28 protein-coding genes and 2 pseudogenes are annotated in these 24945 nt (G+C 62.3%); 10 read left to right on the forward strand and 20 right to left on the reverse strand.

The window, feature by feature from the left end:
- Positions 1-2 precede the first annotated feature (2 nt).
- The gene (locus tag BDOA9_RS29805; protein ID WP_025037606.1) at positions 3-995 is read left to right on the forward strand and encodes a 3-hydroxybutyryl-CoA dehydrogenase; all 993 of its coding nucleotides are present in this window, start codon (positions 3-5) and stop codon (positions 993-995) included.
- Here BDOA9_RS29805 and BDOA9_RS29810 read toward each other — a convergent pair.
- The 6 genes from BDOA9_RS29810 to BDOA9_RS29835 form a co-directional block, all read right to left on the reverse strand.
- Entirely contained in the window at positions 992-2038 is a 1047-nt protein-coding gene (locus BDOA9_RS29810) for a peptidase M29 (RefSeq protein ID WP_025037607.1), read from the reverse strand. The two genes, BDOA9_RS29805 and BDOA9_RS29810, sit on opposite strands and share 4 nt — an antisense overlap.
- Before the next feature lie 41 nt (positions 2039-2079).
- Positions 2080-2847, reverse strand: a complete 768-nt coding sequence (locus BDOA9_RS29815; RefSeq protein WP_025037608.1) for an ABC transporter permease — start codon at positions 2845-2847, stop codon at positions 2080-2082.
- Positions 2844-3629 carry an ABC transporter permease gene (locus BDOA9_RS29820; protein WP_025037609.1) on the reverse strand — a complete coding sequence of 262 codons (786 nt, stop codon included), beginning with the start codon at positions 3627-3629 and terminating at the stop codon, positions 2844-2846. The genes BDOA9_RS29815 and BDOA9_RS29820 overlap by 4 nt, the downstream gene beginning before the upstream one ends.
- Positions 3626-4471 carry an ABC transporter ATP-binding protein gene (locus BDOA9_RS29825; protein WP_025037610.1) on the reverse strand — a complete coding sequence of 282 codons (846 nt, stop codon included), beginning with the start codon at positions 4469-4471 and terminating at the stop codon, positions 3626-3628. Before BDOA9_RS29825 ends, BDOA9_RS29820 begins: the two co-directional genes overlap by 4 nt.
- Before the next feature lie 94 nt (positions 4472-4565).
- Entirely contained in the window at positions 4566-6260 is a 1695-nt protein-coding gene (gene ilvD, locus BDOA9_RS29830; protein ID WP_025037611.1) for a dihydroxy-acid dehydratase, read from the reverse strand.
- 75 nt (positions 6261-6335) lie between these two features.
- Positions 6336-7319 (reverse strand): ABC transporter substrate-binding protein, encoded by a 984-nt coding sequence (locus BDOA9_RS29835; protein ID WP_025037612.1) that lies wholly within the window; start codon positions 7317-7319, stop codon positions 6336-6338.
- A 160-nt stretch (positions 7320-7479) separates the two neighbouring features.
- On the opposite strand from BDOA9_RS29835, the gene BDOA9_RS29840 reads away from it, so the two are divergent.
- A complete protein-coding gene (locus BDOA9_RS29840; RefSeq protein WP_025037613.1) occupies positions 7480-8397 on the forward strand; it encodes an NAD(P)-dependent oxidoreductase in 918 nt (305 codons plus the stop codon).
- Positions 8398-8406: 9 nt separating this feature from the next.
- On the opposite strand, the gene BDOA9_RS29845 is transcribed toward BDOA9_RS29840, so the two are convergent.
- The 6 genes and pseudogenes from BDOA9_RS29845 to BDOA9_RS40155 form a co-directional block, all read right to left on the reverse strand.
- Positions 8407-8967 carry a flavin reductase family protein gene (locus tag BDOA9_RS29845; protein ID WP_025037614.1) on the reverse strand — a complete coding sequence of 187 codons (561 nt, stop codon included), beginning with the start codon at positions 8965-8967 and terminating at the stop codon, positions 8407-8409.
- A 9-nt stretch (positions 8968-8976) separates the two neighbouring features.
- On the reverse strand, positions 8977-10206 hold the full coding sequence (locus BDOA9_RS29850) for an acyl-CoA dehydrogenase family protein (protein ID WP_025037615.1): 1230 nt from the start codon (positions 10204-10206) through the stop codon (positions 8977-8979).
- A gap of 65 nt (positions 10207-10271) precedes the next feature.
- Positions 10272-11540 carry a CaiB/BaiF CoA transferase family protein gene (locus BDOA9_RS29855; protein ID WP_025037616.1) on the reverse strand — a complete coding sequence of 423 codons (1269 nt, stop codon included), beginning with the start codon at positions 11538-11540 and terminating at the stop codon, positions 10272-10274.
- Positions 11541-11760: 220 nt separating this feature from the next.
- A pseudogene (locus tag BDOA9_RS40145) lies at positions 11761-11952 on the reverse strand (GNAT family N-acetyltransferase); the annotation flags it as partial.
- A gap of 57 nt (positions 11953-12009) precedes the next feature.
- A pseudogene (locus BDOA9_RS40150) lies at positions 12010-12408 on the reverse strand (phage terminase large subunit); the annotation flags it as partial.
- A 14-nt stretch (positions 12409-12422) separates the two neighbouring features.
- Positions 12423-13016: a M23 family metallopeptidase gene (locus tag BDOA9_RS40155; RefSeq protein WP_082847884.1), complete on the reverse strand. Its 594-nt coding sequence runs from the start codon at positions 13014-13016 to the stop codon at positions 12423-12425.
- Between BDOA9_RS40155 and BDOA9_RS39100 the strand changes: the two genes are divergently transcribed.
- Together BDOA9_RS39100 and BDOA9_RS29870 are read left to right on the forward strand one after the other, a co-directional pair.
- Entirely contained in the window at positions 12974-13141 is a 168-nt protein-coding gene (locus BDOA9_RS39100) for a hypothetical protein (RefSeq protein ID WP_192859629.1), read from the forward strand. The genes BDOA9_RS40155 and BDOA9_RS39100 overlap by 43 nt on opposite strands.
- A gap of 446 nt (positions 13142-13587) precedes the next feature.
- Entirely contained in the window at positions 13588-14355 is a 768-nt protein-coding gene (locus tag BDOA9_RS29870) for a hypothetical protein (RefSeq protein WP_152033533.1), read from the forward strand.
- Between the two features lie 168 nt (positions 14356-14523).
- Here the strand turns inward: BDOA9_RS29870 and BDOA9_RS36960 are convergent, their stop codons facing one another.
- A complete protein-coding gene (locus tag BDOA9_RS36960; RefSeq protein WP_082847885.1) occupies positions 14524-15336 on the reverse strand; it encodes a M23 family metallopeptidase in 813 nt (270 codons plus the stop codon).
- Between the two features lie 139 nt (positions 15337-15475).
- Here BDOA9_RS36960 and BDOA9_RS29880 point away from each other — a divergent pair, with 139 nt between their 5' ends.
- On the forward strand, positions 15476-15955 hold the full coding sequence (locus BDOA9_RS29880) for a hypothetical protein (protein ID WP_152033534.1): 480 nt from the start codon (positions 15476-15478) through the stop codon (positions 15953-15955).
- A 201-nt stretch (positions 15956-16156) separates the two neighbouring features.
- On the opposite strand, the gene BDOA9_RS39105 is transcribed toward BDOA9_RS29880, so the two are convergent.
- Complete coding sequence (locus tag BDOA9_RS39105) at positions 16157-16543, reverse strand: hypothetical protein (RefSeq protein ID WP_445291816.1); 387 nt, start codon at positions 16541-16543, stop codon at positions 16157-16159.
- Between the two features lie 597 nt (positions 16544-17140).
- On the opposite strand from BDOA9_RS39105, the gene BDOA9_RS29890 reads away from it, so the two are divergent.
- Complete coding sequence (locus BDOA9_RS29890; RefSeq protein WP_025037623.1) at positions 17141-17356, forward strand: hypothetical protein; 216 nt, start codon at positions 17141-17143, stop codon at positions 17354-17356.
- Between the two features lie 193 nt (positions 17357-17549).
- Positions 17550-19070 carry an FAD-dependent monooxygenase gene (locus BDOA9_RS29895; RefSeq protein ID WP_025037624.1) on the forward strand — a complete coding sequence of 507 codons (1521 nt, stop codon included), beginning with the start codon at positions 17550-17552 and terminating at the stop codon, positions 19068-19070.
- 138 nt (positions 19071-19208) lie between these two features.
- On the opposite strand, the gene BDOA9_RS29900 is transcribed toward BDOA9_RS29895, so the two are convergent.
- From BDOA9_RS29900 to BDOA9_RS29910, 3 genes are all read right to left on the reverse strand, one after another.
- Complete coding sequence (locus BDOA9_RS29900) at positions 19209-20819, reverse strand: hypothetical protein (RefSeq protein WP_042336808.1); 1611 nt, start codon at positions 20817-20819, stop codon at positions 19209-19211.
- Positions 20820-21135: 316 nt separating this feature from the next.
- Positions 21136-21759, reverse strand: a complete 624-nt coding sequence (locus BDOA9_RS29905; RefSeq protein WP_042336809.1) for an imm11 family protein — start codon at positions 21757-21759, stop codon at positions 21136-21138.
- Positions 21760-22012: 253 nt separating this feature from the next.
- Entirely contained in the window at positions 22013-22789 is a 777-nt protein-coding gene (locus BDOA9_RS29910) for a DUF4261 domain-containing protein (RefSeq protein WP_025037627.1), read from the reverse strand.
- Between the two features lie 330 nt (positions 22790-23119).
- Here BDOA9_RS29910 and BDOA9_RS29915 point away from each other — a divergent pair, with 330 nt between their 5' ends.
- The gene (locus BDOA9_RS29915; RefSeq protein ID WP_025037628.1) at positions 23120-23323 is read left to right on the forward strand and encodes a hypothetical protein; all 204 of its coding nucleotides are present in this window, start codon (positions 23120-23122) and stop codon (positions 23321-23323) included.
- On the opposite strand, the gene BDOA9_RS39110 is transcribed toward BDOA9_RS29915, so the two are convergent.
- Positions 23301-23474 (reverse strand): hypothetical protein, encoded by a 174-nt coding sequence (locus BDOA9_RS39110; protein ID WP_192859630.1) that lies wholly within the window; start codon positions 23472-23474, stop codon positions 23301-23303. The two genes, BDOA9_RS29915 and BDOA9_RS39110, sit on opposite strands and share 23 nt — an antisense overlap.
- A 330-nt stretch (positions 23475-23804) precedes the next feature.
- Here BDOA9_RS39110 and BDOA9_RS29920 point away from each other — a divergent pair, with 330 nt between their 5' ends.
- Together BDOA9_RS29920 and BDOA9_RS29925 are read left to right on the forward strand one after the other, a co-directional pair.
- Positions 23805-24005, forward strand: a complete 201-nt coding sequence (locus BDOA9_RS29920; protein ID WP_025037629.1) for a hypothetical protein — start codon at positions 23805-23807, stop codon at positions 24003-24005.
- Positions 24002-24226, forward strand: a complete 225-nt coding sequence (locus BDOA9_RS29925) for a hypothetical protein (RefSeq protein ID WP_025037630.1) — start codon at positions 24002-24004, stop codon at positions 24224-24226. Before BDOA9_RS29920 ends, BDOA9_RS29925 begins: the two co-directional genes overlap by 4 nt.
- Here the strand turns inward: BDOA9_RS29925 and BDOA9_RS29930 are convergent.
- Both BDOA9_RS29930 and BDOA9_RS29935 read right to left on the reverse strand, forming a co-directional pair.
- Positions 24220-24495 carry a DUF6894 family protein gene (locus tag BDOA9_RS29930; protein WP_445291817.1) on the reverse strand — a complete coding sequence of 92 codons (276 nt, stop codon included), beginning with the start codon at positions 24493-24495 and terminating at the stop codon, positions 24220-24222. The genes BDOA9_RS29925 and BDOA9_RS29930 overlap by 7 nt on opposite strands.
- Positions 24496-24601: 106 nt before the next feature.
- Positions 24602-24850 (reverse strand): hypothetical protein, encoded by a 249-nt coding sequence (locus BDOA9_RS29935; RefSeq protein WP_025037631.1) that lies wholly within the window; start codon positions 24848-24850, stop codon positions 24602-24604.
- Positions 24851-24945: the final 95 nt, after the last annotated feature.

Below are 24945 nucleotides of genomic sequence, written 5' to 3' on the forward strand. Positions count from 1 at the left end.
CGATGACCAATCGCGCCAATATCGCCTGTCTCGGAGCTGGCCGCATGGGCCGCGGCATCGCCGTTGCCTTCGCTTATGCAGGGCACAGCGTCACGATGATCGACATCAAGGCGCGCTCCGCCGAGGACTTTGCCAAGCTGGAGGCGGACGCACGGGGCGAAATCAGGAAGACCTTCGCCAGCCTGTCGAAGCTGGGGCTGTTGACCGAGGCAGATGTTGATCCGCTGATCGCGCGGGTCGCGGTGGTGCCGGCGAGCGAGAGCGGCGTAGCCTTGGCCGAAGCCGGCATTGTCTTCGAGGGCGTTCCTGAAGTCGTCGAGCTCAAGCGCGACGTGCTGGCGGCCGCCTCGAAGGAAGTCGGTCCAGACACGATCATCGCGTCGACCACCTCGACCATCCTCGTCGACGATCTCTCCGGCGCAATCGTGAACCCGCGCCGGTTCCTCAATGTGCATTGGCTCAACCCCGCCTATCTGATCCCGCTGGTCGAGGTTTCGCCCGGCAAGGCGACTGACTTGGCCGTCATCGACGGGGTCAAGGCACTGCTCGAAGGCATCGGGAAGGTGCCGGTGGTCTGCGCCGCCACGCCGGGCTTCATCGTCCCCCGCATCCAGGCGCTGGCGATGAACGAAGCCGCGCGCATGGTCGAAGAGGGCGTTGCCAGCGCCGAAGAGATCGACAAGGCGATTCGCTACGGCTTCGGCTTTCGCTATGCCGTGCTCGGCCTGCTCGAATTCATCGACTGGGGCGGCGGCGACATCCTCTATTACGCGAGCAGGTATCTGGAAGGCGCGCTCGGCAGCGAGCGCTACCGGGCGCCGGAGGTCATTTCACGCAACATGCACGAAGGCCGAATCGGCCTGCGCACGGGCGCGGGCTTTCTCGATTATTCCGGGCTAGACGTCGATGCCTATCGCGCAAAACGGCTGCAGGCCATGGTCGACCTGCTCCGGCACTTCGGGCTGGCGCGCCCTCCGGTGCTCGACCGCAGCTAGCCAAACACGTCCTGGAGCACGCCTTCGCGGACGACCGCAACGCCGTCGAGCTCGATGGTCGTTCCCATCATCGGTAGGTCGAAATGGCCTGCCGTATAGCGCCCTGCAAATTCATTCGCGCCGGTCGAGAACAGGAAATTGCCGGAGACGGCGCGAATTTCGGTGCCGTTGGTGTCGCGCTGGTCGTACATGGATAGCGCCTCGTAGCGCGCGCCGGGATTCATGCCGAAGCCGACATGCGACACGGCATAAGCTTCGCGGTCGCCCCAGGCGGCGAGATAGGCGCGCATCATCGCGGCATCCGTGCCTTCGCCTTCCAGCTCGACGACATAGTCGTCCTTCAGCGTCATCGTCACCGGCGACGTCAGATAGCGCTTGAAGGTCAGATTGATGTCGCCGGGCGCCATCACCAGCGTGCCGTTGATGGTCCCGCTCTTGGGAAAGCTGACGACGATGCCACCTGGCCAATGCGCCAGCGTGCCGGGCTTGTCGGTCCAGCCCCACACCCCGACCGTGGAGGCGCCGACCATGTCGACGTCGAGAGCCGTGCCGGCCTTCGAGGTGACACGCATGCGCCTCGTTCCGCGCAGCATCTTGGCCGCGGTGCGAACACGCTTTTCGAGCGCGGAATCCGGCACCATGCGCTCCAGCGCTTCGGGATGCTCGTTGGAGATCACCAGGATCCGCGCGCCGGCTTTGAGGATCTCCGGCGTCTCGACCGCGTGCATCAGGCCTTCGATCGTGCAATCCACCACGAAGCCCGCCTGCTGAAGCGCGGTGATGACCGGGCCAAGCCGCTGGATTGCCTCGCTTGCCCCGGTCGAGCGGACCGGGACGATATTCCGGTTACGCGGAGTGGGCATCACCACGTGAAACGGGCGCGCCCCAATACGCAGCAGGGCCAGTTCCGCAAGATGCACGTTCAACGCACGCGACTGGGTTTCCGAGAGGATCGCGGCGGTATCGCCGGCCTTGACGGCGCAACGTTCGAAGATCTCGCAAAACGCGTCGATCCATTTTGCTTCGATGCGGTCAGCCAGCATGGTCCACTCCCAGTCTTCTGGATTCTTGTTTGTTACGCTTGTTACGCTTCGGGGAAGCCCCGGAGCAAGTACGATCGCACGACCCCCAGCAGTCCGTTCAGGACCAGGCCCAGCAGCGAGATCGTGATCAGCGGCACGAACATGTCGACCGCCTGGAAGGTTCGGGCCGCAGTCACGAGCGCGTGCCCCAATCCGTCCGTCGACGTGATCATCTCGGCCAGAAACACCACGATGCAGGAAATGACAAGGCCGATCCGGCATCCGGTCAGGATCGACGGCATCGCTGCCGGCAGCACCACCTTGAAGAGGATTTCGTAACGTCGCGTTCCCGCTGCCATGGCCGACCAGATCAGCTTCTGCTCGACAGTCGATGCACCGTAATAGGTCGACAGCAGGATCGGAAAAAGAGCATCGGCAGTCACCAACGTGATCTTCGATCCATGGCCAAAACCGAGCAGCAGCAGCAATGCGGGATAGAGCGCAACCTTGGGCAAAGGCGCCAGGACGCGCACGATCGGCCGAACCACGGCGTTGATCGCAGGACTAGCGGCGGCAGCGATGCCGATGCTGATACCGAGCACGACAGCGATCGCGAAGCCGGCAAACAGCCTGATCAGGGTCGCTGCGATCTCGTGCTGGAACGTCGAAGTCACGAGTTGCTGGAGCAGCCGACCGAAGACGAAGCCTGGCGGCGGCAGCAGAACTGCCGGTGCAAAGCCGAAAGACACCAGGCCTTGCCACAGCGCGATCACCAGGACGATCGGGGCGATCCCAAGAGCGACATTTGGGGGGAGAAACCGCGACATCATGAAAAGCTCAGCGGCATGTCGAACTGCGGCTCGGACCAGCGCACGAGCCTGGCACGAACTCTTTCGAAAATCGCGTCGAGGCAGATTCCCATCGCCCCTACGATGATGATCATCGCAAAGACGGTGTCGTATTGGCCCATGTCGAGCGCGTTGAACAGGATGTTCCCGGCACCGGACTGACGGGCAATCATCTCGCTCGTGATCATCGTGATCAGCGCCAGCACCAATCCCGTACGACACCCCGTCAGAATCTCCGGCAGCGCCGCCGGCAGCACGATACGCACGAGGCGTTGCGGCGGCGAGAGCCCCATTGCGGCGCCCGACCACAGCATCTTCTCTTCGACCGCCTTGGCGCCTTCGAAGCTGTGATAAATCACGGGCAGGCTGACGCCGAGGAAGATCACGAGCGTCTTCGTGATGTCGCCGACGCCCAGCCAGAGCATGATGATCGGCATCAAGGCCGCCTTCGGCACCGGATAGATCACCATCAGGAGCGGATTGAAGAAGGCCGCAACAGCCGTGCTACGTCCCATCAAGAGGCCAAGTGGGATCGACACCAGCACGGCCGCGCCAAATCCCATCGCCATGCGCCGGAGCGAGGCCAGAATATTGACCAGGGATTCCTTGTCGCCAAGGATGCTTGGTATCGCCTTGATCGCTTCGATCGCCGTCGGAAAGCTGTCGTTCTTGAGGGCGAGTGACGCGACCTGCCACACCACCAGCAATCCGATGCAGGCGAGCACCGGGGCAGCGCGCCTGGTCATGGCGGCCGGCGACATCATGCCGGCGCCCCGGCTTCGTCGCTCTCATCAAACATGCGTTCGATATCGACGACGTACTTCTGGTAACGCGGGTCGAGCAACAGCTCGTTGCGGCGGCGCGGCCGCGGCAGGTCGATGTCGATGACTTGCCGGATTCGTCCGGGCGATTTCGACATCATGACGACCTTGTCCGACAGGAAGACGGCTTCGTCGACCGAATGGGTGACGAACAGGACCGTCTTGCGGTCACGCTCCCAGATGTCCAGAAGATCGTTCTGCAGGCGCGTCCTCGTGTGAGCGTCGAGTGCCCCGAACGGCTCGTCCATCAGCAGCACTTCGGGATGGTAAGCAAGCGTCCGCGCCAGCGCTACGCGCTGCTTCATGCCGCCCGACAGCTCCTTGGGATAGAAGTTCTCGTAACCTTTGAGGCCAACCATCTCGATCAGGGCCCGGCTCTGCGCTTCGGCCTCCGTGACGCGAACCCCTTGCTGACGCGGCCCATACATCACGTTGCCGAGCACGGTCTTCCAGGGAAACAGCGCAAATTCCTGGAACACCGGTCCGCGATCCGGACCGGGCCCCGTGATCGCCTGCCCCTTCATCTTCGCCGCGCCGCTGGTCGGACTGACGAAGCCGCCGACGATGTAGAGCAGTGTCGACTTCCCGCAGCCGGACGGGCCGAGGATGGAGACGAAAGCCCCCTCCTCGATCGTCAGCGAGATGTCCGACAGCGCGACATGATCCTTGCGTGCCGAGGTCTGAAAGACCTGCGAGACACGGTCGATCTCGATGATTGCGGAAGCCGGGTCTTGTTGCGTCACCGGTTTCACCCATTCGCTCGATCTCGCAGATACTACCGTCATCCCGTCTTCCGTCCCACTCGCACGAAGATTCAGCGGCACGAGCTTAGCAAGAACCCTGCCAGACAGGCTGTCATTTTCGCACCCGTGCGGTGCGTCATTCGAACCACGGCCATTCCGCCGGGCCTTCATGCGTCACGGCTCCGCCCGGCGCCTGCCCGACCAGCCGCGCATATTTTGCCAGCGCACCTGCACGGTGGCGTGGCGGGCGCGGCTTCCAATCGCGCCGCCGCGCGGCGAACTCCCGCTCCTCGAGCAGGACATCCATCCGCCGATTTGCGGCATCGATCCGGATCCGGTCACCATTGCGGACGAGCGCCAGCGGACCGCCAACAAACGCCTCCGGGGACACGTAGCCGATGCACATCCCGCGGGTCGCGCCGGAGAACCGGCCATCGGTGATCAGCGCCACTTTTTCACCCATGCCCTGCCCGTAGATCAGTGCGGTGACGCCGAGCATCTCGCGCATGCCGGGTCCGCCAACCGGCCCCTCATTGCGGATCACGAGAACCTCGCCCTCCCTGTAGCTGCGGTCACGAACAGCTGCGACGCAGGCTTCTTCATCCTCGAAAACGCGCGCCACGCCTTCGAAGAACTGGCTCTTCAGGCCCGCGACCTTGATCACCGCCCCATCGGGACAGAGGTTACCTTTCAACACCGCGACGCCGCCGTCAGGCATGATCGGCGCGCGAGCCGTGTACACGACCTCTCCGTCGGGCGCGTTGGCCGCACCGTACTCTTCGGCAAGTGTGCGGCCGGTGATGGACAAGCAGCCGCCATCGATATGACCGCTCTGGATCAGCTCGCGAATGATGACCGCAGCGCCACCGATATCGTAGACATCCTTCGCCGTATACTTGCCTCCGGGGCGCAGATTGCCGATCAACGGCGTCCTGGCGAAGACCTCACCCACATCGTCGATGCTGAACGCAACCCCGGCCTCATTCGCGATCGCCGGGAGGTGCAGCGCGGCGTTGGTCGAGCCGCCCGTCGCCGCCACGATCGCCGCTCCGTTCTCCAGGGACTTCCGCGTCACGATGTCGCGCGGCAGCGGCCCGCCGCGGTCCAGCATCTCCATGATCAGCCGGCCGGCGCGCCGCGAAATCTGCGCACGCTCGGCAAAGACACCGGGCACCATCGATACGTTGGGAATGGTCAGCCCCATTGCCTCCGACACCATGCCCATAGTGTTCGCGGTGAATTGGCCGGCGCACGCACCGATCGTGGGCAGACACGCGCGCTCGATCCGTTCGAGGGTGGCGCCGTCGATCTCGCCAGTCATGAAGCTGCCGACGGCCTCATAGGAATCGAGCACCGTCAGCGTCCGTCCATCCACGCGGCCCGGCAGCGAGCTGCCGCCATAGATGAAGATGGAGGGCACGTTGCAGCGGACCATGCCCATCATCACGCCGGGAAGGGTCTTGTCGCAGCCGCCGTATCCGATCAGCGCATCGTAGGCCAGCCCATGGACCACGGCTTCGATCGAATCGGCGATCAGCTCCCGCGAAAACAGGGAGAACTTCATCCCCTCGTGGTTCATGCTGATGCCGTCGGAGACCGAAACGGTCGAGAACTCACGCGGTGTACCGCCGGCCTCCTCGATCCCAGTCTTGGCTGCCGCGACCTGGAAGTCGTGGGTCATGTTGCAGGGCGTCTGCTCGCCCTTCATGCTGACGATGCCCACCATCGGCTTCGCAATCGCTGCGTCGTCGAGCCCCATGGCGCGCATAAATGCACGATGCGGCGCCCGGTCGAGCCCGTCCGTGGTGACCCGTGATCGCAACTTCTTCATGTGTGCATCTTCTTCATGCAGCGTCCCGGATCATCCGGAACGCCACGATGTCACGTTCGGTAATTCGCTCCGCTCCTATTGCAGCGGCGCGACGATCGACGGATGCTTGAACTGTGCGACATCCAGCTTCGGCAGCATTCCTGTCTCTGCATAGATATCCAGCATCTTCTGGATCGCCGGGAAGTTCGGCGCCGCGCCTGGGTCGCGGCCGAAATCGTTGTCCTTGAGCAGATAGGTCTCGAGCACCGGGATGGGGGCTTTCAGCACTTCATTGACGACCTTGAGAGTCTCCTCGCGGTTCGCCAGTGCCTTCTTCATGCCCGAGGTAATATCGCGGACATAGGCCTTGACCAACTCGGGGTTCTTGTCGACGAAATCGGCACGGCAGGCTTCCAGGATGTGCACGATGTTCGGCATGGCCTGGGACAGCGAGAACAGCTTCCGTGTGCCGCCCTTTGCCTCCGCGCGCGCAGCGAACGGCTGGTTCATGTTGACCGCGTCGACGCGACCTTGGCGCAGCGCGTCCTCGGAGACGGCAAAGCCGACCTCGACCAGCTTGATGTCCTTGGCCGGATCGACGCCATTCTGCTTCAGGAGCAGATTGAACGGCCCTTGCGTGCCGCCACCGATCACGGAAATGCCGACCGTCTTGCCCTTGAGATCCGCGATCGTCTTGATGGGCGAGTCATCCATGACGGCCCAATAGACCGAGAAACCGCCGGGCATCTCGAAAACGTGTTGCGCCACGATGTAAGCCTTGAGATTGCCGCCAACGACACCGTTGGAGAGCGAGAGCGGCGCCTGCGTCGCACAGTCCAGTGCACCGGCCGCCAAGGCTTGCGTCATCGGCGCGGTGCCCTGGAATTGGGTCCATTCGATGTTGTAGGTCTTGCCGAGATTGGGAAATTCGGCCGGCCTGCGCATCATCCAGTACTTGGACTCCTCCGCAGGGATGGTCCAGCCGACGCGGATCGTCTGCTGCCCCCATGATGGGCTTGGGCCCGCGCTCACGGCTGCTGCCGCCCCCAAAGCCAGGATCCACTTCGAAACGGTTCGCATCGTGCCACTCCGCTGCTCCGGCGCCGACCGGCGCCCCCAAACCCGACCGCCTCAAATGTTTCATGGTTCAAACAATCAGGCAAGCCATGCGGGCGGGCAGTCTTGCCGTCCCATGCGCCATGTATGGTAAAGCGGCGTCTGCGACAGAAGGAGGCAACCTATGGCTGACGACAGCAAGGCAGACCCGCAACGCACCGAGAAGCTCGGCTATCTCGGCCTGGGACTCATGGGAACGCCCATGACCGGACGCCTGCTGAAGGCCGGCCATCAGGTCGCGGTCTGGAACCGCTCGGAGGGCAAGGTGGCGCCGCTCGTCGAGGCCGGCGCCAAGCGTGCGGTCACGCCTCGTGATCTTCTGGCGAGCTCGGACATCGTCTTCATGTGCGTGACGGATGCGACGGCGGTCGAGGAGGTGATCTTCGGGCCCGAAGGTCTGGCAACAGGCCCTGGCGCGGGCAAGCTTGTGGTCGACTTCTCGTCAATCCATCCAGACGCGGCCCGCGACCTCGCAACGCGCTTGAAGGACGCGAACGGTGCGGCCTGGATCGATGCGCCGGTGTCCGGGGGCACGAAGGGTGCCGAGGAAGGTACGCTCGCCATCATGGCGGGCGGAGAAGCTGGCGACATCGAAAGGGTGCGGCCCTATGTGCTAGCCATGGCGCGCAGGTTCACACACATGGGCCCGCTCGGCGCCGGCCAGACCACAAAGCTGTGCAACCAGGTGATCGTCGGGTGCGCGATGGCCGTGCTCGCGGAAGCGACGCGACTGGCCGTGAACGCCGGAATTGATGCCAACCGTTTGCCCGAAGCGCTCGCCGGCGGCTTTGCGGATTCCATCCCGCTCCAGCTGTTCGTACCGCGGATGGTCAACGGCATTCACACCCCGCCGCTCGGCCACATCGCCACGATGCTCAAGGACCTCGATACGGTGGCCGATGTTGCACAGGCGACGTCGACGCCGGTGCCAATGGCTGCGCTTGCCGGACAGCTTTTCAGGCTGGCAAAAGCTGCGCGAGGTGCGGACGCGGACGCGCTGGAGATTTACAAGCTTTCGGCGGCAGAGCGCATTGCCGTCTAGGGCCGCACGTTACGGCACGTTGCGCTCGTCGTCGGCCATGAAGCGACCGAACGCCCCTCGCGCAAAGAGCAACGGCTCCTTCGCATTGTAGGTGTATGCCTCGACTGCGCCGAGAAAGATCACATGGTCACCGCCATAATAGCGATTCACGGAGCGGCATTGAAAGTTGGCGACGCTCTCGGCGAGCACTGGCGCGTTGCCGAGGCCCGGGGTCCAGTCGACGCCGGTGAACTTGTCGTCCGACGATCTTGCGAATTTATTCGCAAGCGCCTGTTGCGAAGCGCCGAGAACGTTGACGCTGAAATGGCTGGCGTTCTGGAAGATGGTCAGGCTCGAGGAATAGACGACGAGGCTCCACAGAACCAGCGGTGGATTCAGCGAGACCGAGGCGAACGAATTGCAAGTCAGCCCGTAGGGCTTGCCGTCCGGTGCCGCCGCCGTGATGATCGTCACGCCCGTCGCATAGGTTCCAAGCGCATTGCGAAAGTCGCGGGGATCGATCTGCGAGCTGTCGCTCGCGAACTCGTTGGCGGGATCCGGAGCGCGGGGCTGCTTCGGCACATCATTCATCGGCCGGCCTCACAGCGTGAGATTCTCGGAGGGCAGGCCCAGCGCCACCCGTCCGTAGTTGGTCCCGGCCGCATCGAAGTTGAATGCGAGATGTGAGTTGATCGCGTGCGCATCGCGGAACTGCCGCTGTAACACGCCGCTGGTGAACAGACCACGCGCGCCGCTGGCGGCAAACAGCATCGAGACTGCATCCGTGCACAAGTTTACGGAAAAGGCCCCGTCGCGACGATATCTCGTCTTGGTCGCCATGTCGGGAATATGACCGCGCCGTGCATCCTCCATGGCATCGAGACAAGCCGACCGCATGATCAGGCGCGCAGCGTCGATCTTGGCCGAGGCCTCGGCGATCTTGATCTGCGTGCTTTGAAAATCGCTCAGCTTGGCGCGATTGTAAGTCGAAACGCGATAATGCGCGACCTCGATATAGTCGTCGAGGCACGCCTGCGCATTCCCCAGCGCGACACCCGAGAGGACGTAAGGAAATAGCGAGAAGACGGGCAGAGCGTACAGAGGATTCGGATTTACCGCGCTTCCCGGCGTCGGGCCGCCTGAGAGATCACCGACCCCGACGCTCATGTGGTCGGCCACAAAGACCTCCCTGACCTCTACGTCGCAAGACCCCGTTCCGCGCAGTCCGGCGACATTCCAAGTGTCCAGCACCTTGTAGTCGCCTTTTGGCAGCAGGAAGATTCGATATTCGATTCCGTCGGCCTCGTCGTCTGAATAGACCACGCTTGCCAGCATGTTCCATTCGCAGGAGGCAACGCCGGAGGAGAACGGCCAGCTTCCATGCAGCCGGTATCCGCCCTCGACCCGCGTGGCGCGTCCGGCGGGGAAAATGAACGAGGATGCGATCAGCGTGTCCGGATCACGGCCCCAAACCAGATCCTGCGCGCGTCGCTCGAACATTCCGAGCATCCAGTGATGGCTCGCCAAATTGGCGAGATTCCAGGCAACCGACGCATCTGCCTTTCCCAGCAACTCGGCACAATCGACAAGGGCGACATAGTCGAGCTCGGCGCCGCCAACCCGTGATGGCTGGAGCATCCGGAACAGGCCGGACTCATGGAGATCTCTTTCGGTTTCCGGCGGAAGATGCCGCAGCTCCTCCGTTCGCGCCGCTCGCTCACATAGTTGCGGCAGAAGCGACCGCGCCTTGGCGATCATCGACGCATAGGCCTCTCCACCGGCTTGCGAACCGGTAGGCTGGATCATGCTTGGCTGCTGGCCAGGCGCCATTGGTGTCCCTCGCTGTCACACATTTATGCGGCGGGACCTTCGCCAAATCAAGCAGAGGAAATGACTCACGCCGAGGTCGGAGGCTTAACCGTGCCAAACGCGCCCCTCTCGGCAAACTCCGCGATCCGGCGTTCGTCGTAGCCGAGCGTATCCTGCAGAATTTGGGTGGTATGCTCGCCCAACAGAGGTGCCGCTACTGGATCGATCGCGCGGGTCAAGCTCATTGTGATCGGCGGCTCGATGTTCGGCACCCATTCCGCCGTGGGGTGCGGAATGCGGTTCAAGCGGTGGCGCTCGCGAGCCTCCGGCGCATTGAACCCCTCCTCGACCGTCCGGAGATAGCCGACCGGAATATTGGCCAGCTTCATCTTCGCCATCCAGTTCTCGAGCGTATCGCTGGCGAAGACTTCGGCAATGGCTGCCCGCAGGAGTTCCTTGTTCTCCGAACGGGCTTTGCGCGTCGCAAATTGCGGATCGGTGATGAGATCAGGCCGATTCAGCACCTCGACCACGAGCCGGCGGTAGAGCCGGTCGTTGGCGCAGGCCATGTAGAGCGGCCCGTCCGAGGCCTCGTAGACGCCGACGGTTGGAGACCCGCTCGGTGAATTGCCGAAACGGCCGGGGTTTTCGCCGTTGATGAGATAGGCCATGCCGTAGAAGCCGGTCATTCCCATGGCGATGTCGAACAGGGCCACCTCCACATGCTGCCCCCGGCCGAGCCGGTCGCGCGCCAGCAGCGCCAGCAGGATGGCATTGCAGGCGGACATCCCCGTCGCCATGTCGACGATGGGCGGACCGGTGCGAACCGCCGGGCCGTCGGCAAATCCGTTGAGCGACATGAAGCCGCTTTCCGCCTGCGTGATCGGATCGAAGCCTGGCCGCGAGGCAAACGGTCCGCTGCGTCCGTAGGCGGAGATCGAGCAATAGACCAGCCGCGGGTTGAGCGGCGCGACGGATTCATAGTCGAGCCCGAACTTCTTCATGACCCCGCTCGAAAAATTCTCCACGACCACATCCGCCTTGCGGATCAGGTCCAGCGCGATCTCGCGCGCCTCCGGCACCGCAAGGTCGAGCGCGATGCCGCGCTTATTACGGTTCAGGCTGAGAAAGGCGGCGCTCTCGCCTCCAATTTCCGCGTGCTCATAGGCACGCGTATCATCGCCGCCATCGGGATTCTCGATCTTGATGACGTGCGCACCGTAATCGGCGAGCGTCTGCGTGCAGGCCGGACCCGCCACCACGCGCGTGAAATCGACGACCAATAGATCATCGAGCGCGGTCGGTCCTCCCGTCCCTTGCGAGGCACGTACCGGCAATTGAGGCTTGGTGGGCATCGATCGTGCTCTCCCTTACATCGGCTTATGGTCGCCGAATTTCCTGCAAGAGCAAACTTAAAGCCCGGCGCCGCTGGCTTCGCAAGTCCCACGCCGGCATCGCTTCAATACGCAAAAGGGACCCGGCAGCCCCCAGGGCTGCCGGGTCCTCGGAGACGTTCCAAGCACGTACTTGCCATTCGACCGATCGACGGCACGTTCCGTGCGGCGGCAAACCTGCTCAACAAAGCCACTTCCGCCAATACAGCGTATGCGCCCAGGCCCAGGGGGCCTCGGGCTCGAACAGCCGATAGCCGGCCTGAATGAAGTTGTTGGCCGATACCGGGTTGTCCGTCGTATCAGAGACGATACTGTCCCATCCGATACGCCGTCCCCTGGCCTCGACCACACGCATTAATCTGCGCTGAAGGCCATTCCAGCTCGCCCACAATTCCGAGTCCTTGGCGCGTATGGTCGGGCGCAGCAGCGCGAGGCTGCGTGCGCTGAGGGATTGCGCCTCGTCGATCCAGGCGATGCGAAACCCCTCCAGGGATTTGATCGAGTCGGCGGTGTGATCCTGGAGCCCACGGAAGATGATCAGGCCGTCCCCGGGCGTCTCGATCTTGTCGCTGAACAACTTGAAGCCATGTCCGAGCCCGAGGCTTGCGATCTTGCCTTCGATCAAGCGCTTCGACGATTGCGCCAGCGTGCGCTGCGCCTCGCGGATGCAGACCGCGAGCGTGCCGCGCTCGGCCTGGCAGGTCTCGACCAGGAGCTCGCCGAAGAAATGCGATTTTCCCGAGCCGCGTCCGCCGTAAACGCCCTTGTAGCGGGCGGGTTGCAGCAGCGGCTCGAAGATTTTGGCGGTCGGAATTTTCAGGATGGACAATGGCTGCGCTCGCCCTAGGGCAGGCCGGTGCGCCTACGCCACATCGCGGACCCGTCCTCGTTGTCTGGGGGTTCAGGTTGTGCTTGTCGAGTTTGGCTCGGGTCAGGAGAGGCCCCGTTTTCAGAGAATGGCGGCCAAAGCCCGAAGAGCCCTCCGAACTGTTTCTGCGCTGCTGGTGGGAGCGTAGAAGCACGGCCGACGTTCGGGACCTCTGGCAGCTTTGAGTCGAACGCGGATCGGTTCGGGTTTCCCTCTGCTATTCTCGTCAGGATCCGTACATCTTCAGGAGATGTTGCAGGCACTGCACGTGCATTCCGCAGATACTGCCGATATTCTGGGATGTAAGCCGGTGACGCCGGATTCGGATCGAATGGCCCCAACGCATCGGCAAACGCGCTTGGATCCATCAGACGTCCTTCAGAATCCTTGATCTGATAGTGAACATGTGGATCTCCCGGCGTCCGATCCTTGCGAAAGACGCCGGTATTTCCCATCGTCCCGATAAGCTGGCCTGCGGCCACGGGATCGCCGATGTTCACATGCCTGGCGTTGGTGGGAGGATCTGATGAAGGAGGCCGTTCTTGTCTCTGATCGCGATCGTTCCCCACTTATCCTCACCGGCGCTCTCGACCACACCGTCGACGGGCGACCGCACCGCCGGGTTGCTCTTGTTCAGACGAGCCTCTCGTCCACCGACAAAGTTGAAGTCGATACCTCGATGCGGGTTGGATGAGCCTGGCGGCCTATCCGTGGTCACGCCATATCCGCAGGTCACGAGAGGCGGGACGCTCCCGGCGGGTTGCAAGATCCTCCGCATCATATCTTCCCAGGACATGTCCAACTCCATTCGAAAGAGCCGAGCCGACCTACTTGCCCGCATGTACGATGGCGTGGCTTCAGCCGACTTGCTCAACCAGTGATGATCGTCCAGTTACATTGCCCGCACGGCACGCAAAGCTCGACCATTCGATCTGCTCGACAAGGAGACGCGTGTGAGAAAGTTGCGGGTCCACGGAATTCTGGATCATGCGATGCTGGCGCTGATGCTGACCGCATTTGCCTCTGTTGTGATCGCACAGGAGCGCCCCGCACCGGCCTTCAACAAATGGCGCCCGAAGGCCGGCGCGTATGCCGAACCCGGCAACAATTTTGAATCGTCCTGCGATGAAGGCAAGCGGCATGACGATCAGCGAACAATCGGTCAGCGGTTACGAATGGGGCTGCGACGTCAAGAAAATTATCGATCTTGGCCCGGCCTCGCTGAAGTTCCAAATGATCTGCGACGATTACAATCTGGCGCAGAACCTCAACCCTCGCGATCCCAACTGGGAGAACAGGCAATTCAACGAAGTCATGTTCGTCAAGCGCATCGACGCTGCGACAATCTCCGTTCAGAAGAGCCTGAACGGGAAGCTCAAGGACCCTCCCTGGCGCGCGGCCTACTGCCCTCTGAAGATCCAGCGCGCGCTTGCCGAAGCTACACTGAGGGCCAAGATGGAAGCAAAGCAGAAGGCCGAACTGGAGCAAGCTTTGAAAGACGCTCACCCGCGGGACGGCGTCTACGCAGCGGCCGGCCCCGACTTTGAGGAGCGTTGCGCGAAGTTCAACGACATCGTCGTTACGTTCTCCGGAAAGTCGATCACCACGGCCTCGAACATATGCAAGATCGAAAAGACGCGGGTTCAGCTACCCGATACCGTCAGAGTGGGCGCCGATTGCACATTGCAGCCGGCTGCAGACAGGGACGCCGTCAGCGTACAACACGTGAACACCACTCCGGACCGCGAGAACCTGATGTTCAAGAAGATCGACGACAAGAGCGTCATTCTCTGGATCATCAACAACGGACACTTCACCGGCGACGGCCGAAAGCTGTCCTATTGCAGCGACCAGGTGCAGCGCGCCTATGCCGTGCAGCGCCGGGCCGGTAAGCAGACCAGGAATTAGCCGAAGGCGTCAAACGAAAAGCCCGCGCCGGATCGCATCCGCGCGGGCAACACCAACTTCTGTCGATGATGCCATTCTGCCAGTGTTTTGCCCGACGTGTCAAACGATCGATGGCGACTCAGAGATCGCCGGAGTTTTCAGGATAGACAATGGCTGCGCTCGCTCGCCCTAGGGCAGGCCGGTGCGCCTGCGCCAAATCGCGGACCAGTCTTCGTTGTTTTGCGATTCGGATGGGCTTTGCGGTGCTTGATAAACACCAGCAAGGACGCCGCCGGCAGCCGCCGGCCACGATCCGAATCGTCTCTCGACGTCGCTCTGTGGCGAGAGCGGAAACGACTCATCAGTAGAGACAAAAGGCACCGGCGCGCCGTCGCTCGAATTGAAGACGGATCGATCCGATTTTCCGGCGGGCGTCCTCCTCAAGATCCGCACATCTTCGGGACGCGTCGCGGGGATGAGAGCCGCGCCTTGGAGATATCGTTGATGCTCCGGAACGTAAACGGGCGGGCTCGGGGCCGGCAGTTCGCGTTGATCCCAATATTCCTGAGGGTTCAGACGCCGCCCGGCGGCATCGATCAATTGATAGTGGAGATGATGATCACCACTCTCCACGTACTTCTCGCGCACTCCCATGTTGCCCATCGTACCGACCATCTGCCCAGCGACAACGCGATCGCCAATACTGACGTATTGCCTGTGCGTGTGCAGCAGTTCGTGTGAGACGCCGTCGGCGTCCCTGATCGCTATTCGACCTGAAGATCCTTCGCCGGCATTCGTCACGATGCCGTCGACTGGAGACCGCAATGCGGGGTGCCTCAGATTGACCCTTTGTTGTCCATTTGGACCGACGTTATAGTTCGCATCCACGCCACGATGCGGCGATGTGCCGACGTTCCGGAGCGCACCGTATGGGCTGGTGGTGTGCGGTTGAAAACCGTCTGCCGGCGGCAACATTCGTCGCAGTGCGTCTTCCCAGGACATACAGATTTCCTCGTGATCAACGATTGGGTTTGACCAGACTGCGTAAAACGCACGGCCACTTGCCCAACCTGTGGTTGGTCCACTATTCTGAGGTTGGCGCCCAGATACAGATCAGCACCAAATTCTCTGGAGAATTGAATTGTTGAAATTCAACCGTATGAATCGCGTCACTCTGGCGTCAACGCTTGCCGTGCTTTTGCTGCCATGCGTCGGCCTGTCTCTCCACGCGCAGGAAGGCCCCAAGAGCACCTCCGGCAAATGGCGCCCAAAGGGCGGCACCTATGCAGAGCCGGGCCCCAGCTTCGATGCGAGATGCGGAGAGTATGGCGACGCACAGATCGATTGGAGCTCCAACTTCATCTCGGGTGGCGAAGAGGGCTGCAGGATCACTAAACTATCGGATACCGCTCCCGGCAGCATCAAGCTCGATGTCGTCTGCCATTCTGCCGAGAGAGGAGAACGTTCCTACAAAGAGGTCTTTCTCCTGAAGAAGATCGACGAGAAGACGATCTTTGTGCGCGAGACCCAAGACGGCAAATTTAAGCGCCCCGGAGGCCCCATGGCCTATTGTCCGGACGAGATGCAACGGACGTATAGCGACTCCAAGAAGAAGAGCTGACGTGGTCATGTCATTGCTCTTGAGCCAGCGCGCCAGCGATTGCTTCGACGGATACTCCGTACCTCGCCGCCGCGGCGGGCCGGCAAGCAGGCCAGGAATGAGCCGAAGGCATCAAACGAAAAGCCCGCGCCGGATTGCATCCGCGCGGGCAACATCAACTTCTGTCGATGATGCCATTCTGTCGGTGTTTTGCCCGACGGGTCAATGGTCAATCGAGGCGCGGTTGCAGATCGGGAGCTCCGCCGTCTCGAGCGTCGTGGCGGCGTCACCGCTGCTCGAGCTCGGCGGATGCACGATGATGCGCTCGATCCGGTGAATCAATTCCAGCACGCCGTCCTGGCCGTTTTCGACCGGCTGTGCGGCTTTGCCCCAGCCGCGATCGAGGATGGCGTTGGCGGCCGAGACGCGGGCGGCCGGCGTTGCGTCCTCGCTGCGCATGATGCCGACGAGCATCCGGATGGCGGTCCGGGTGTGGCTGCGCGCAAGCGAGCGTATTTCGGTCAAGTTGCGCGCCCGCGACGTCTTCCCGCGCGTGGGCAAGCGAACCGGCGCGAGCTCGAGCTCGCCTTCGATGATGTCCTCGCTCACGCGAACGTCTCCCACAGCAGGATGGCAACGAGGCCCGCGAGGGCCAGCGATATCAGATAGGCGGTCATCGTCTCTCCTCGAAAACAATATGCGCGGCAGATCGCGCGACAAGGCGCGATCGTTTCGGGCGCGAACCCTATCTCCGTTGAACCCCGGAGACCGCAGCGGCGCGGGCAAAGGGCCCAGCGCCGCGAGCCGACACGTTCGCGCGTGCACGGCCAGCAATGGTTCGGACGACGGCGCGCCGATCGGCGCTCCCTAACGCGTTTATCAAGCGAGTGCGTGGCCGCAATGCGCCGCCGCCGTCCGATTGCGACATCGAGACAAAAAAACCCGCGGCGGATGTCGTCCCGCGCGGGTGAACCAAGCTCGTCTCGATGATGGCATTATGCCGGTGTTTTGCCCGACGTGTCAAAACCTCCGATGAATTGGAAAAGGCTGCATTGAAAGAGGCAGAATTGAAAAAGCCCGCCGCGGATTACGCCGCGCGGGCCGAGCCAAACTCATTTCGATGATGCCATTCTGCCAGTGTTTTGCCCGACGTGTCAAACGAACGAATTCGCGCAAGCCGCGTTGGACAATCAGGAGCGACCGGGCATGACCATCAAGACGAACGCACTCGAGACATCGCCAGGCAAACCGACGCCAAATCTTCCGGGCTCGAAGCCGCGCATCGACAAGGAGCGCGCAGGGCAGCAAGCGATCGTCGAAGATGCCCGCGAGCCGGCGGACGACGGCCGCGATCTCGCGCATGGCGAGGGCGGCAGCATCGATCTGCCCACTAAACCCGGCGATATGTCGAAGGACGATTGAGCCGCTCTACGAGCGGCGCGCATCTCGATGATGCCATTCTGACGGTGTTTTGCCCGACGCGTCAATCGACAGCGCGCAAAATCGCAACGCCCCCTCCTCCCAACTCAATATGTGGTGCGCAAGGGGCTTGCTTCAAGCCCCCGATGATCGCGTAAGACCCCGCGACCCGAACACCAAGTCGAGGGGTCACGCCATGCCTATCCTGTTTCCGACGTCGCGCTCGCGCAGCCGAACCAGCGCGGACCAGACCGCCGCCGGCCATGCGGTCATCATCGCCGGCGCCGGCCCGACCGGCCTGATGCTGGCCGCAGAGCTCGCGCTGGCGCAAGTCGACGTCGCCATCGTTGAGCGGCGCGCCGACCAGACGATCGCCGAGACCCGCGCCGGCGGCCTGCACGCGCGCACAATAGAGCTGTTCGACCAGCGCGGCGTCGCCGATCGCTTCCTGCGCGAAGGCGAGATCCTCCAGCTCGCCGGCTTCGCCTGGACCAGGCTCGACATCAGCGATCTCCCCACGCGGCACCCTTACGGACTGAAGCTGCGGCAGACCCGCATCGAGCGCATCCTGGCCGATTGGGTCGAGCAACTCGCGGTGCCGATCTATCGCAGCCGCGAGGTGACGGGCTTTGCCGAGGACGCGAGCGGCGTCGAGATCACGCTGTCCGGCGGGATGCGCTTGCGTGCGCTTTATCTCGTCGGCTGCGACGGCGGCCGCAGCCTGGTGCGCAAGCGCGCCGGCATCGACTTCCCCGGCTCCGAACCCACGCTCAGCAACCTCATGGCCGAGGTCGAGATGCGCGAGACGCCGGAGTTCGGCCTGCGTCACGACGCGCTCGGCTTCCACGGCCTCAGCAGGACCGAGAACGGCCGGGTGCTGGTCGTGCTGACTGAGGCCAATCTTGCGCACGACGGCGAGCCGTCTTTGAGCGATCTCAGCGCGGCGCTCGAAACCGTGTATGGCACCGATTTCGGCGTCAACAATCCCGCCTGGATCTCCCGCTTCACCGACGCGGCGCGGCAGGCCGCAACCTATCGCAGGGGTCGCGTGCTGCTCGCCGGCGATGCCGCGCACATTCATCATTCCGTCGGCGGCCAGGGTCTCAACCTCGGTGTGCAGGACGCGGTCAATCTCGGCTGGAAGCTGGCGCAGGTGGTGAATGGCATCGCGCCCGAGAGCCTGCTCGACACCTATCACGGCGAGCGCCACCCCGTGGCCGCGCGCGTGCTGAAGACCACCATGGCGCAGATCGCCCTGCTCCGCCGCGGCGATGACGGTCGCAAGGCCGCGCGCGAGGTGATCGCCGAGCTGCTCGCCATGGACGAGCCGCGCCGGCGCCTCGGCGCGATGATGAGCGGGCTCGACATCGCTTACGATCTCGGCGAAGGCCACGCGCTGCTCGGCCGCCGCATGCCCGATCTCGATCTCGTGGTTGACCGACGACCGCTGCGCTTGTTCACGCTGCTGCACGGCGCGCACGGCGTGCTGCTCAATTTCGGCAAGCCGGGCGGCCTCGACATCACGCCGTGGGCGAAACGCCTCGCGATCGTCGATGCCGACTACGAGGGCCCGTGGCTGCTTCCGGCGATCGGCGCGGTCGCGGCGCCGCGCGCGGTGCTGGTGCGGCCTGATGGCCATGTGGCCTGGGCGGGCGACGAGAGCAGCTGCGGACTTGCGGAGGCGCTGACGCGGTGGTTCGGGCCGGGTGGTGCGTAAGGCACGAATGTCTCTGCGCCGCCAAAACAAACAAGCCCGCGGTAGACCCGCGGGCTTGTTCCGAACTCTTTCGATGATGCCATTCTGCCAGTGTTTTGCCCGACGTGTCAAACGACGGCTCTCGCTCCGCCACAAACGTCATTCGGGCGGAAGCAAAGGCCGTATCCAGCGCGAGAACCATTCCTCACTGTCACTGTGCGGATTGACGGAGCCATCCACTCCAAAGATCGGTGGAGGAATGCGATAGCTCGGCTCGTCCGCAAACACGCCGATCGGCTTGCTCGGTTGCGGCGTCTGGCCGCGAGCCGCCGGGATAGTCCAATTGCCAAACCGATCGTCGAACGGGGTAGTCGGCAGATACGGGACTGGCGCAGTGCCCGTCGTGAACACGTTGCCCGCGTTCGTCTCATTCACACGGGCAAGACGCCGGATATCGTCGGGCGCGGCTGATGCGGTTGAACGCGAGGCTCCTGATTGAAGCGCTTGCGGCTGCTGAGTTGGTTCCTCAGAGGTCTTGTCCTGATGTTCGCGGTAGTCCAACATTGAGGGCGTTGCGATCGTCTTGGCATCTTCGTTCCTCCAAGGGCCCGCACTTAAGCCGCTGGTATAGCTGCTCGTCTGGTCGCGATTGAATGGATCATATGGGGGCGCTCCGGTGGAGAACACTCCTCCGCCGTCAGTCCCGGCAGTTGCCAACGTCGGTGCGCTAGCAGCTAGCCCAGCAACCCCCATCCGAGCCCAGACAGGCAAGAATTGTGGCGCCAACACCGCAGCCGCGGCAAGTCCTGCTCCCATGTAGAGGCCAGCCGGCGGCATAGCATCAGACGGAGCGCCAGGGTCCAATATCAGGGAGCGTTCGGAGAGTGGATTTGGCCAACCAGTTGCTGGATCAGCCTTGAGCACCAAAGGATCCTCGGCAACCGCAGTAGTAGGAGGTAGTTGTCCAAAGCCTTGAGGATTGGTCGCCGGAAATCCCGGCAAGCCGTATCTGATAAGCGGATTGCTAGGGATAAATCCTTCCGGTTCGTTCAATTCCTCAAGCGAAGGAGGAATAAAGCCTGGCAAACGAGTATTGACGAAGGGCGGCACGAGGCCCGGAAGACCGGGGACAGGTCCGACGTTGGTAAATTGCAGCGAGATTGGAGAACCTTTTGGCAAACGCTTTAAGATTTCGATCCTCTCTGCCATGCTGAGGGCGCTGGTCGGCGACAGAAGCGGAAAATCCAAGGCCGCGTCCGGCTGACCAGCCGCGAGGTATTGGTCGACTGTCTCCTGCAACTCCTGGATCTGCGTCTGATTATCGGCAGCATATTTTCTCCAGTTTTTGAACCATTGCTTGTTCACCGCATTTGCGTTTTCGGGCGTCATCCCCGTAGGGGTGTTGGCAAAAAGATGACCGCTCGCCAGCGCGTACTTGGCGGCCGCCACAAGTCCGTTCACGTCCGAAACCAGCTCATCGAGCTCACGCGGGTCACCGGCGAGAGCCGCCGCGTACCTCGGAGATTTCTCCACCTCCGTTAGATAGTCGCTGAACCCCTGGTGATACTCCCCCAGATGACCACCAGTATGGGGGCTCGCGCTCAGATCGGTTGCGACCGATTGTTGCGAGGGCAAATTCATGCGATTTCGAATTGCGTCAATTTCGAACCGCCCACGTAAGAAACGGACAACCGGATGGTCGGCGAGATGCTGAAGTAGAATGTGGTGATTATGGAACATGAAATTGCGGCTCCCGCCGCGCGCAAGCATCCGAGCTGCTCCTGAATTGCAGCCGGCGCTTCTGTTTGAATGTTGGTTGGAGGGCCAGCGAGGAACGCCGGCCTCTGGATTTGCGGTCGTATAGGTGGAGGCGGGGCCCGGAATCGTGTCGCAGGAAGCTGCCGCCGCCGTCCGGGTCGGCTGAAGAGTTCGGGACAGCGGAGGTTTGGCTACATCACGAAGATCGTGAGAATCCCCCGCGCCGACAATGTGCAAGCATCTTCAACGCGGACGATTTCGCGTGCGTCGATAGATCATCGACCCTCGTGAGAGTTTCGACGTAGCTCAGTGCAAGAAGGCGTCAGGATTAAGCCCAGTTGCTATAGGCATCTCCAAATCTCAGGCCTTTCAGGCCGGCAACCTTACAGGCGTCCTTCATTGCTTGATCACAAATAACCTGGTTCAAAAAGCGGGCTCGGAAGACATGAGCCGCACCGATAACCTCTTCGCGAAAAACGTAACTTGAATCCGGAGTCATGAGTCTGTACCGCCTGAAATCAGTCCCATCGTCCAAGACTTCGAAATTCGACTTCTCCTCGTCGATGACATCGAGCTCACGGACGATATCGCAAAGCCAATATACCGGCGCTTCCCCCCTCAGCGACCGTGTTTCGCATCTCAGAAAAGCGACCCCCTCTCTGTCCACCGTCTCGAGAACGTTCTTCATCCGATGGGACACGAGCCAAAAGTCGTGAAATGGCTCCCAGTCGGCCGGCGGCCGCCCGAAAGATCTGGCAATCAGCAGCCGAGGCGTTTCCAGGAGCGGAGGAAAGCTTCGCTTGCCTCGTGGTGAATACAGCACGGGGCCGACGCCCAATGCGTCGAAATTTTCCATATTCCAACCGGCCGACGTGCTAATCCTAAAATCCTGTCCGACCTTATAGAGCTTCGACGCCTTTTTCTTTCGCCCTCCAATACCTGACACGGGCATCGTTTGTTGCTCCCTTCGCCTATCTCTCAGCCGACCGCGCTCTTCAGAGGTTTGAATTTCTTAAACCGATTTCTTCGCGCCATGGATTGCAGGTGGAGCAAGGCTTTCCGCGCAAAATAAAGCCCGCGGCGTTCCGCGGGCTTCGTTCGGCACTTTTTCAATGATGCCATTCTGCCAGTGTTTTGCCCGACGTGTCAAACGATCGCCCTCGAACAGCTTCCGCACAACGCCGAAATCCGCTGAGGATGCCCACTTACGTGGAATCATCCGTACAATAAAATACCGGCAGATCTCCGAAGACGTCAGAGTTCTTGTAGCGCACCGCGATCCGCTCGCTCGCACTTGCTCCGATCGTATCACCGTCCTTCACCACGTTTCCGTGCTCGATCAGATACGCGGAAAGTCCTTTCACCTTCTCGAACAACGCCGGAAGCGCGAGCTTACCTGTCACGAATTCGATCTCACGGCCGACAAAGGCGGACAAGCCCATCGTGATCGCTCCGATCTTTGCACCTGACCGGAACGGAAGAATGTCGACCCATAGCCTGAAGGGATAGTCCGGATATGGTGCGAGCGACCACCGCGACGTTTCGAGCCATAGATCGGCAGCCCGCGCTACCCGCCCCGCCCACACCACGCCGCAACATTCCGGCACGGAGGCAATCAACGCACCGATGACCGCAGTCGTCAGGCGGGCGGCAACCAGCGGCTGCTCACTTTTTCCGAGCAGCGAGACGATGATGTGGCCTTGATGGTCCGTTGCCACGGACTCGCTTTCCGGCCAGGTTCGCGCAGCGCGTGCCCAAAGCCCCGGATCCTGCGGAATGGGCGCCGGCATCGACATCACCGCAACAAACTCGTTGCCACAGCGGATGAGCGGCGAATTCGCTCGAGCCGGTTGCGGCTCGTCATCGTCCGGCGCCTCTGCTGCCAATTCCGGATGGCGGGCGTGAAGAACTTTGGCGACTGCTGAAATGTCGGGCGTCACCGGTCTGCTCAACAGGACAAAAGAGAGAAGCGAGCTACTCATCAACGACCCCGCAGAAATTCCAATGTGAGTCGACTTCGGCCGTTCGCCCAAAGGTTGAAACGGAAAGCCTCATTAGAACAAATGGGGAACAATGTCAATCGGCGTTTTCGCTCACCCAGGATGGGCGCAACATGACTATGCCCGAACTCTGAGGCGGACCGGCAGTGAAGCCGCATTGCAAGGGCGGCTTCGGCAATAGCTCCCGCCGAAAAACGGACTCAAGCAACATGTCAACGAATACCGCGCCGTCGCTAGAGCCGCCGCGATGTTTGCCAACACCCGGGGCAGCCCCCTCCAGGAACCACCCGCCCCCACGCGCATTCCCTCGCCATGCACCAATCAACCGACGATCCCCTGCTCACGCGCGCCGATGCCGCCCTCTGCGAGGCCGGAGAGCTTCGCCTCGCCTTGGCTCGTCAGCGCGCGATCGCCCAGGCGATCTGCGCCAACGCCGCCCAAACCCGCACGCTGCAATCAGGCCTCTCGCCGGCCGTTGCGATCGCGCTGACGGTCACCGCTGCTCGTTCGGCGTAGCGTCGCCTTCGGCCGGGAAAGGCTCCTGCGTCTTGCGTCCCAGAAACGTATCGGGTGGCGGTTGCTGCAACAGCTCGCGGCATTCGCGCGCGATCTGGCGCATGTATTCAGCCTGCTCGTGGTCGGCAGGCAACGGCCGATAGACGGGCATCGCGGTGCTCCTTCGCTTTGCAGGCGGGAGCACTCTCGGTCTCTCAGCCACCGACGCCTACGGACAATGCCTTGGCCGGTGATGGAACATCAACTACCACAGTTTGGCTTGGTTCAATATTAAACTTAGGATTCTCGCGGCGCAAAATGAGTAAGCCACTCAACATGCTCAAACTTCGCACCCGAAAATAAATCCGCGCACCCTATCAAATGATGTGACGCGGCGCCGCCGGAAGCGTAGGGTTGATCATCACCGCAAGGCCCCGAGGCATCGATCGGTGATGAGAGTGCCGATTGTGCTCCCGCCCGACTCCAATAGCGGAGCAGCGCCATGCTGAAGCGGCGTCGTTTCAAACAGACCAGTACGCTCAACGAAAGACTTGCGGACGAGGCCGCGCGCTGCCGCGAACAGGCGCGCACGCTGGCGCCCGGCCGCCGCCGCGACATGCTGCTGCGCCAGGCGCGGCAGGACGAGACCGCCATGCAGATCGACGCCTGGCTGCGCTCACCCGGCCTGAGGGCGCCGACATGATGCAATATCGCGCTTACCTCGTCGGCGAGAACGGCGTCTTCCGCTCCGCCGAAGCCTTCGAAGCCCCGTCCGATTCGTCCGCGCTGGATTTTGCCAAACGCTTCACGCGGCTCGGCAAGGTCGAGGTCTGGCAGCTCAGCCGGAAGATCGCGGTGCTGGACTCCGAGCAGTTCTACCCGCCCCCGCCCGCGCCGTCCCGGCCGACGCTCACGCGTCAATGAGCGCGTGACAGCGCGCGCCACCTGAGATCCTCGATCTGGAAGTTGAACTTCACCTGCATCACCGGGCCGCCGGCATCGCGCACCTCGATCGCCAGCTCCCGCCGATCGCCGGTGGGCTTGGCCGCGAGCAACGCGTCGCGCGCGAGGTCGGCAACCGACTTGGCAGCTTCGGCCTGAACCGCACGCGCTGGATAATTCCAGGCCTTCCTCGTCCAGCGCCAGTCCCTTGTCGTCGCGAAGGTCGAAGTAATATCGGGGCATGTCCGCATCCCTTTTTACCGTAATAGGCCGAGGCGCGGATGAAGGTTTCAAGGGCAGCGGAAAAATTCACCGGAATCAAACGGTTCCGGGAACAGGCTCGGGAGCCTGCGCCTTCTACTCCTCCGCAAGCTTGCGCTCGATATAGGCGTCCACCGTCTCGGCGAACGAGCGCTGCACGCCGACCGCGACATCGTGCTGGTCGAGTGCGTCGCGCTGCAGCACGCGCAGGCCGCGCCCGCGCATGCTTAACGGTGCCGTGTTCAGAAACTGGTCGATGGCGCCCTTGGCAAGCGGGATGGCCTTGGGATCGCCCCTGGCGATCAGGAGCCGCAGCAGGCTCTGGCATTCGGCCAAACCGGGCATGGCCTCGCTCACCCTTGCCGCGATTTCGGCTGCGGACGCTCACCCTTCTGGGTATGGGTGCCGAACAGCGCCAGCAGCAGCGCGACTTCTTCCTT

Source organism: Bradyrhizobium sp. DOA9 (assembly GCF_000617845.2).
GTDB lineage: Bacteria > Pseudomonadota > Alphaproteobacteria > Rhizobiales > Xanthobacteraceae > Bradyrhizobium.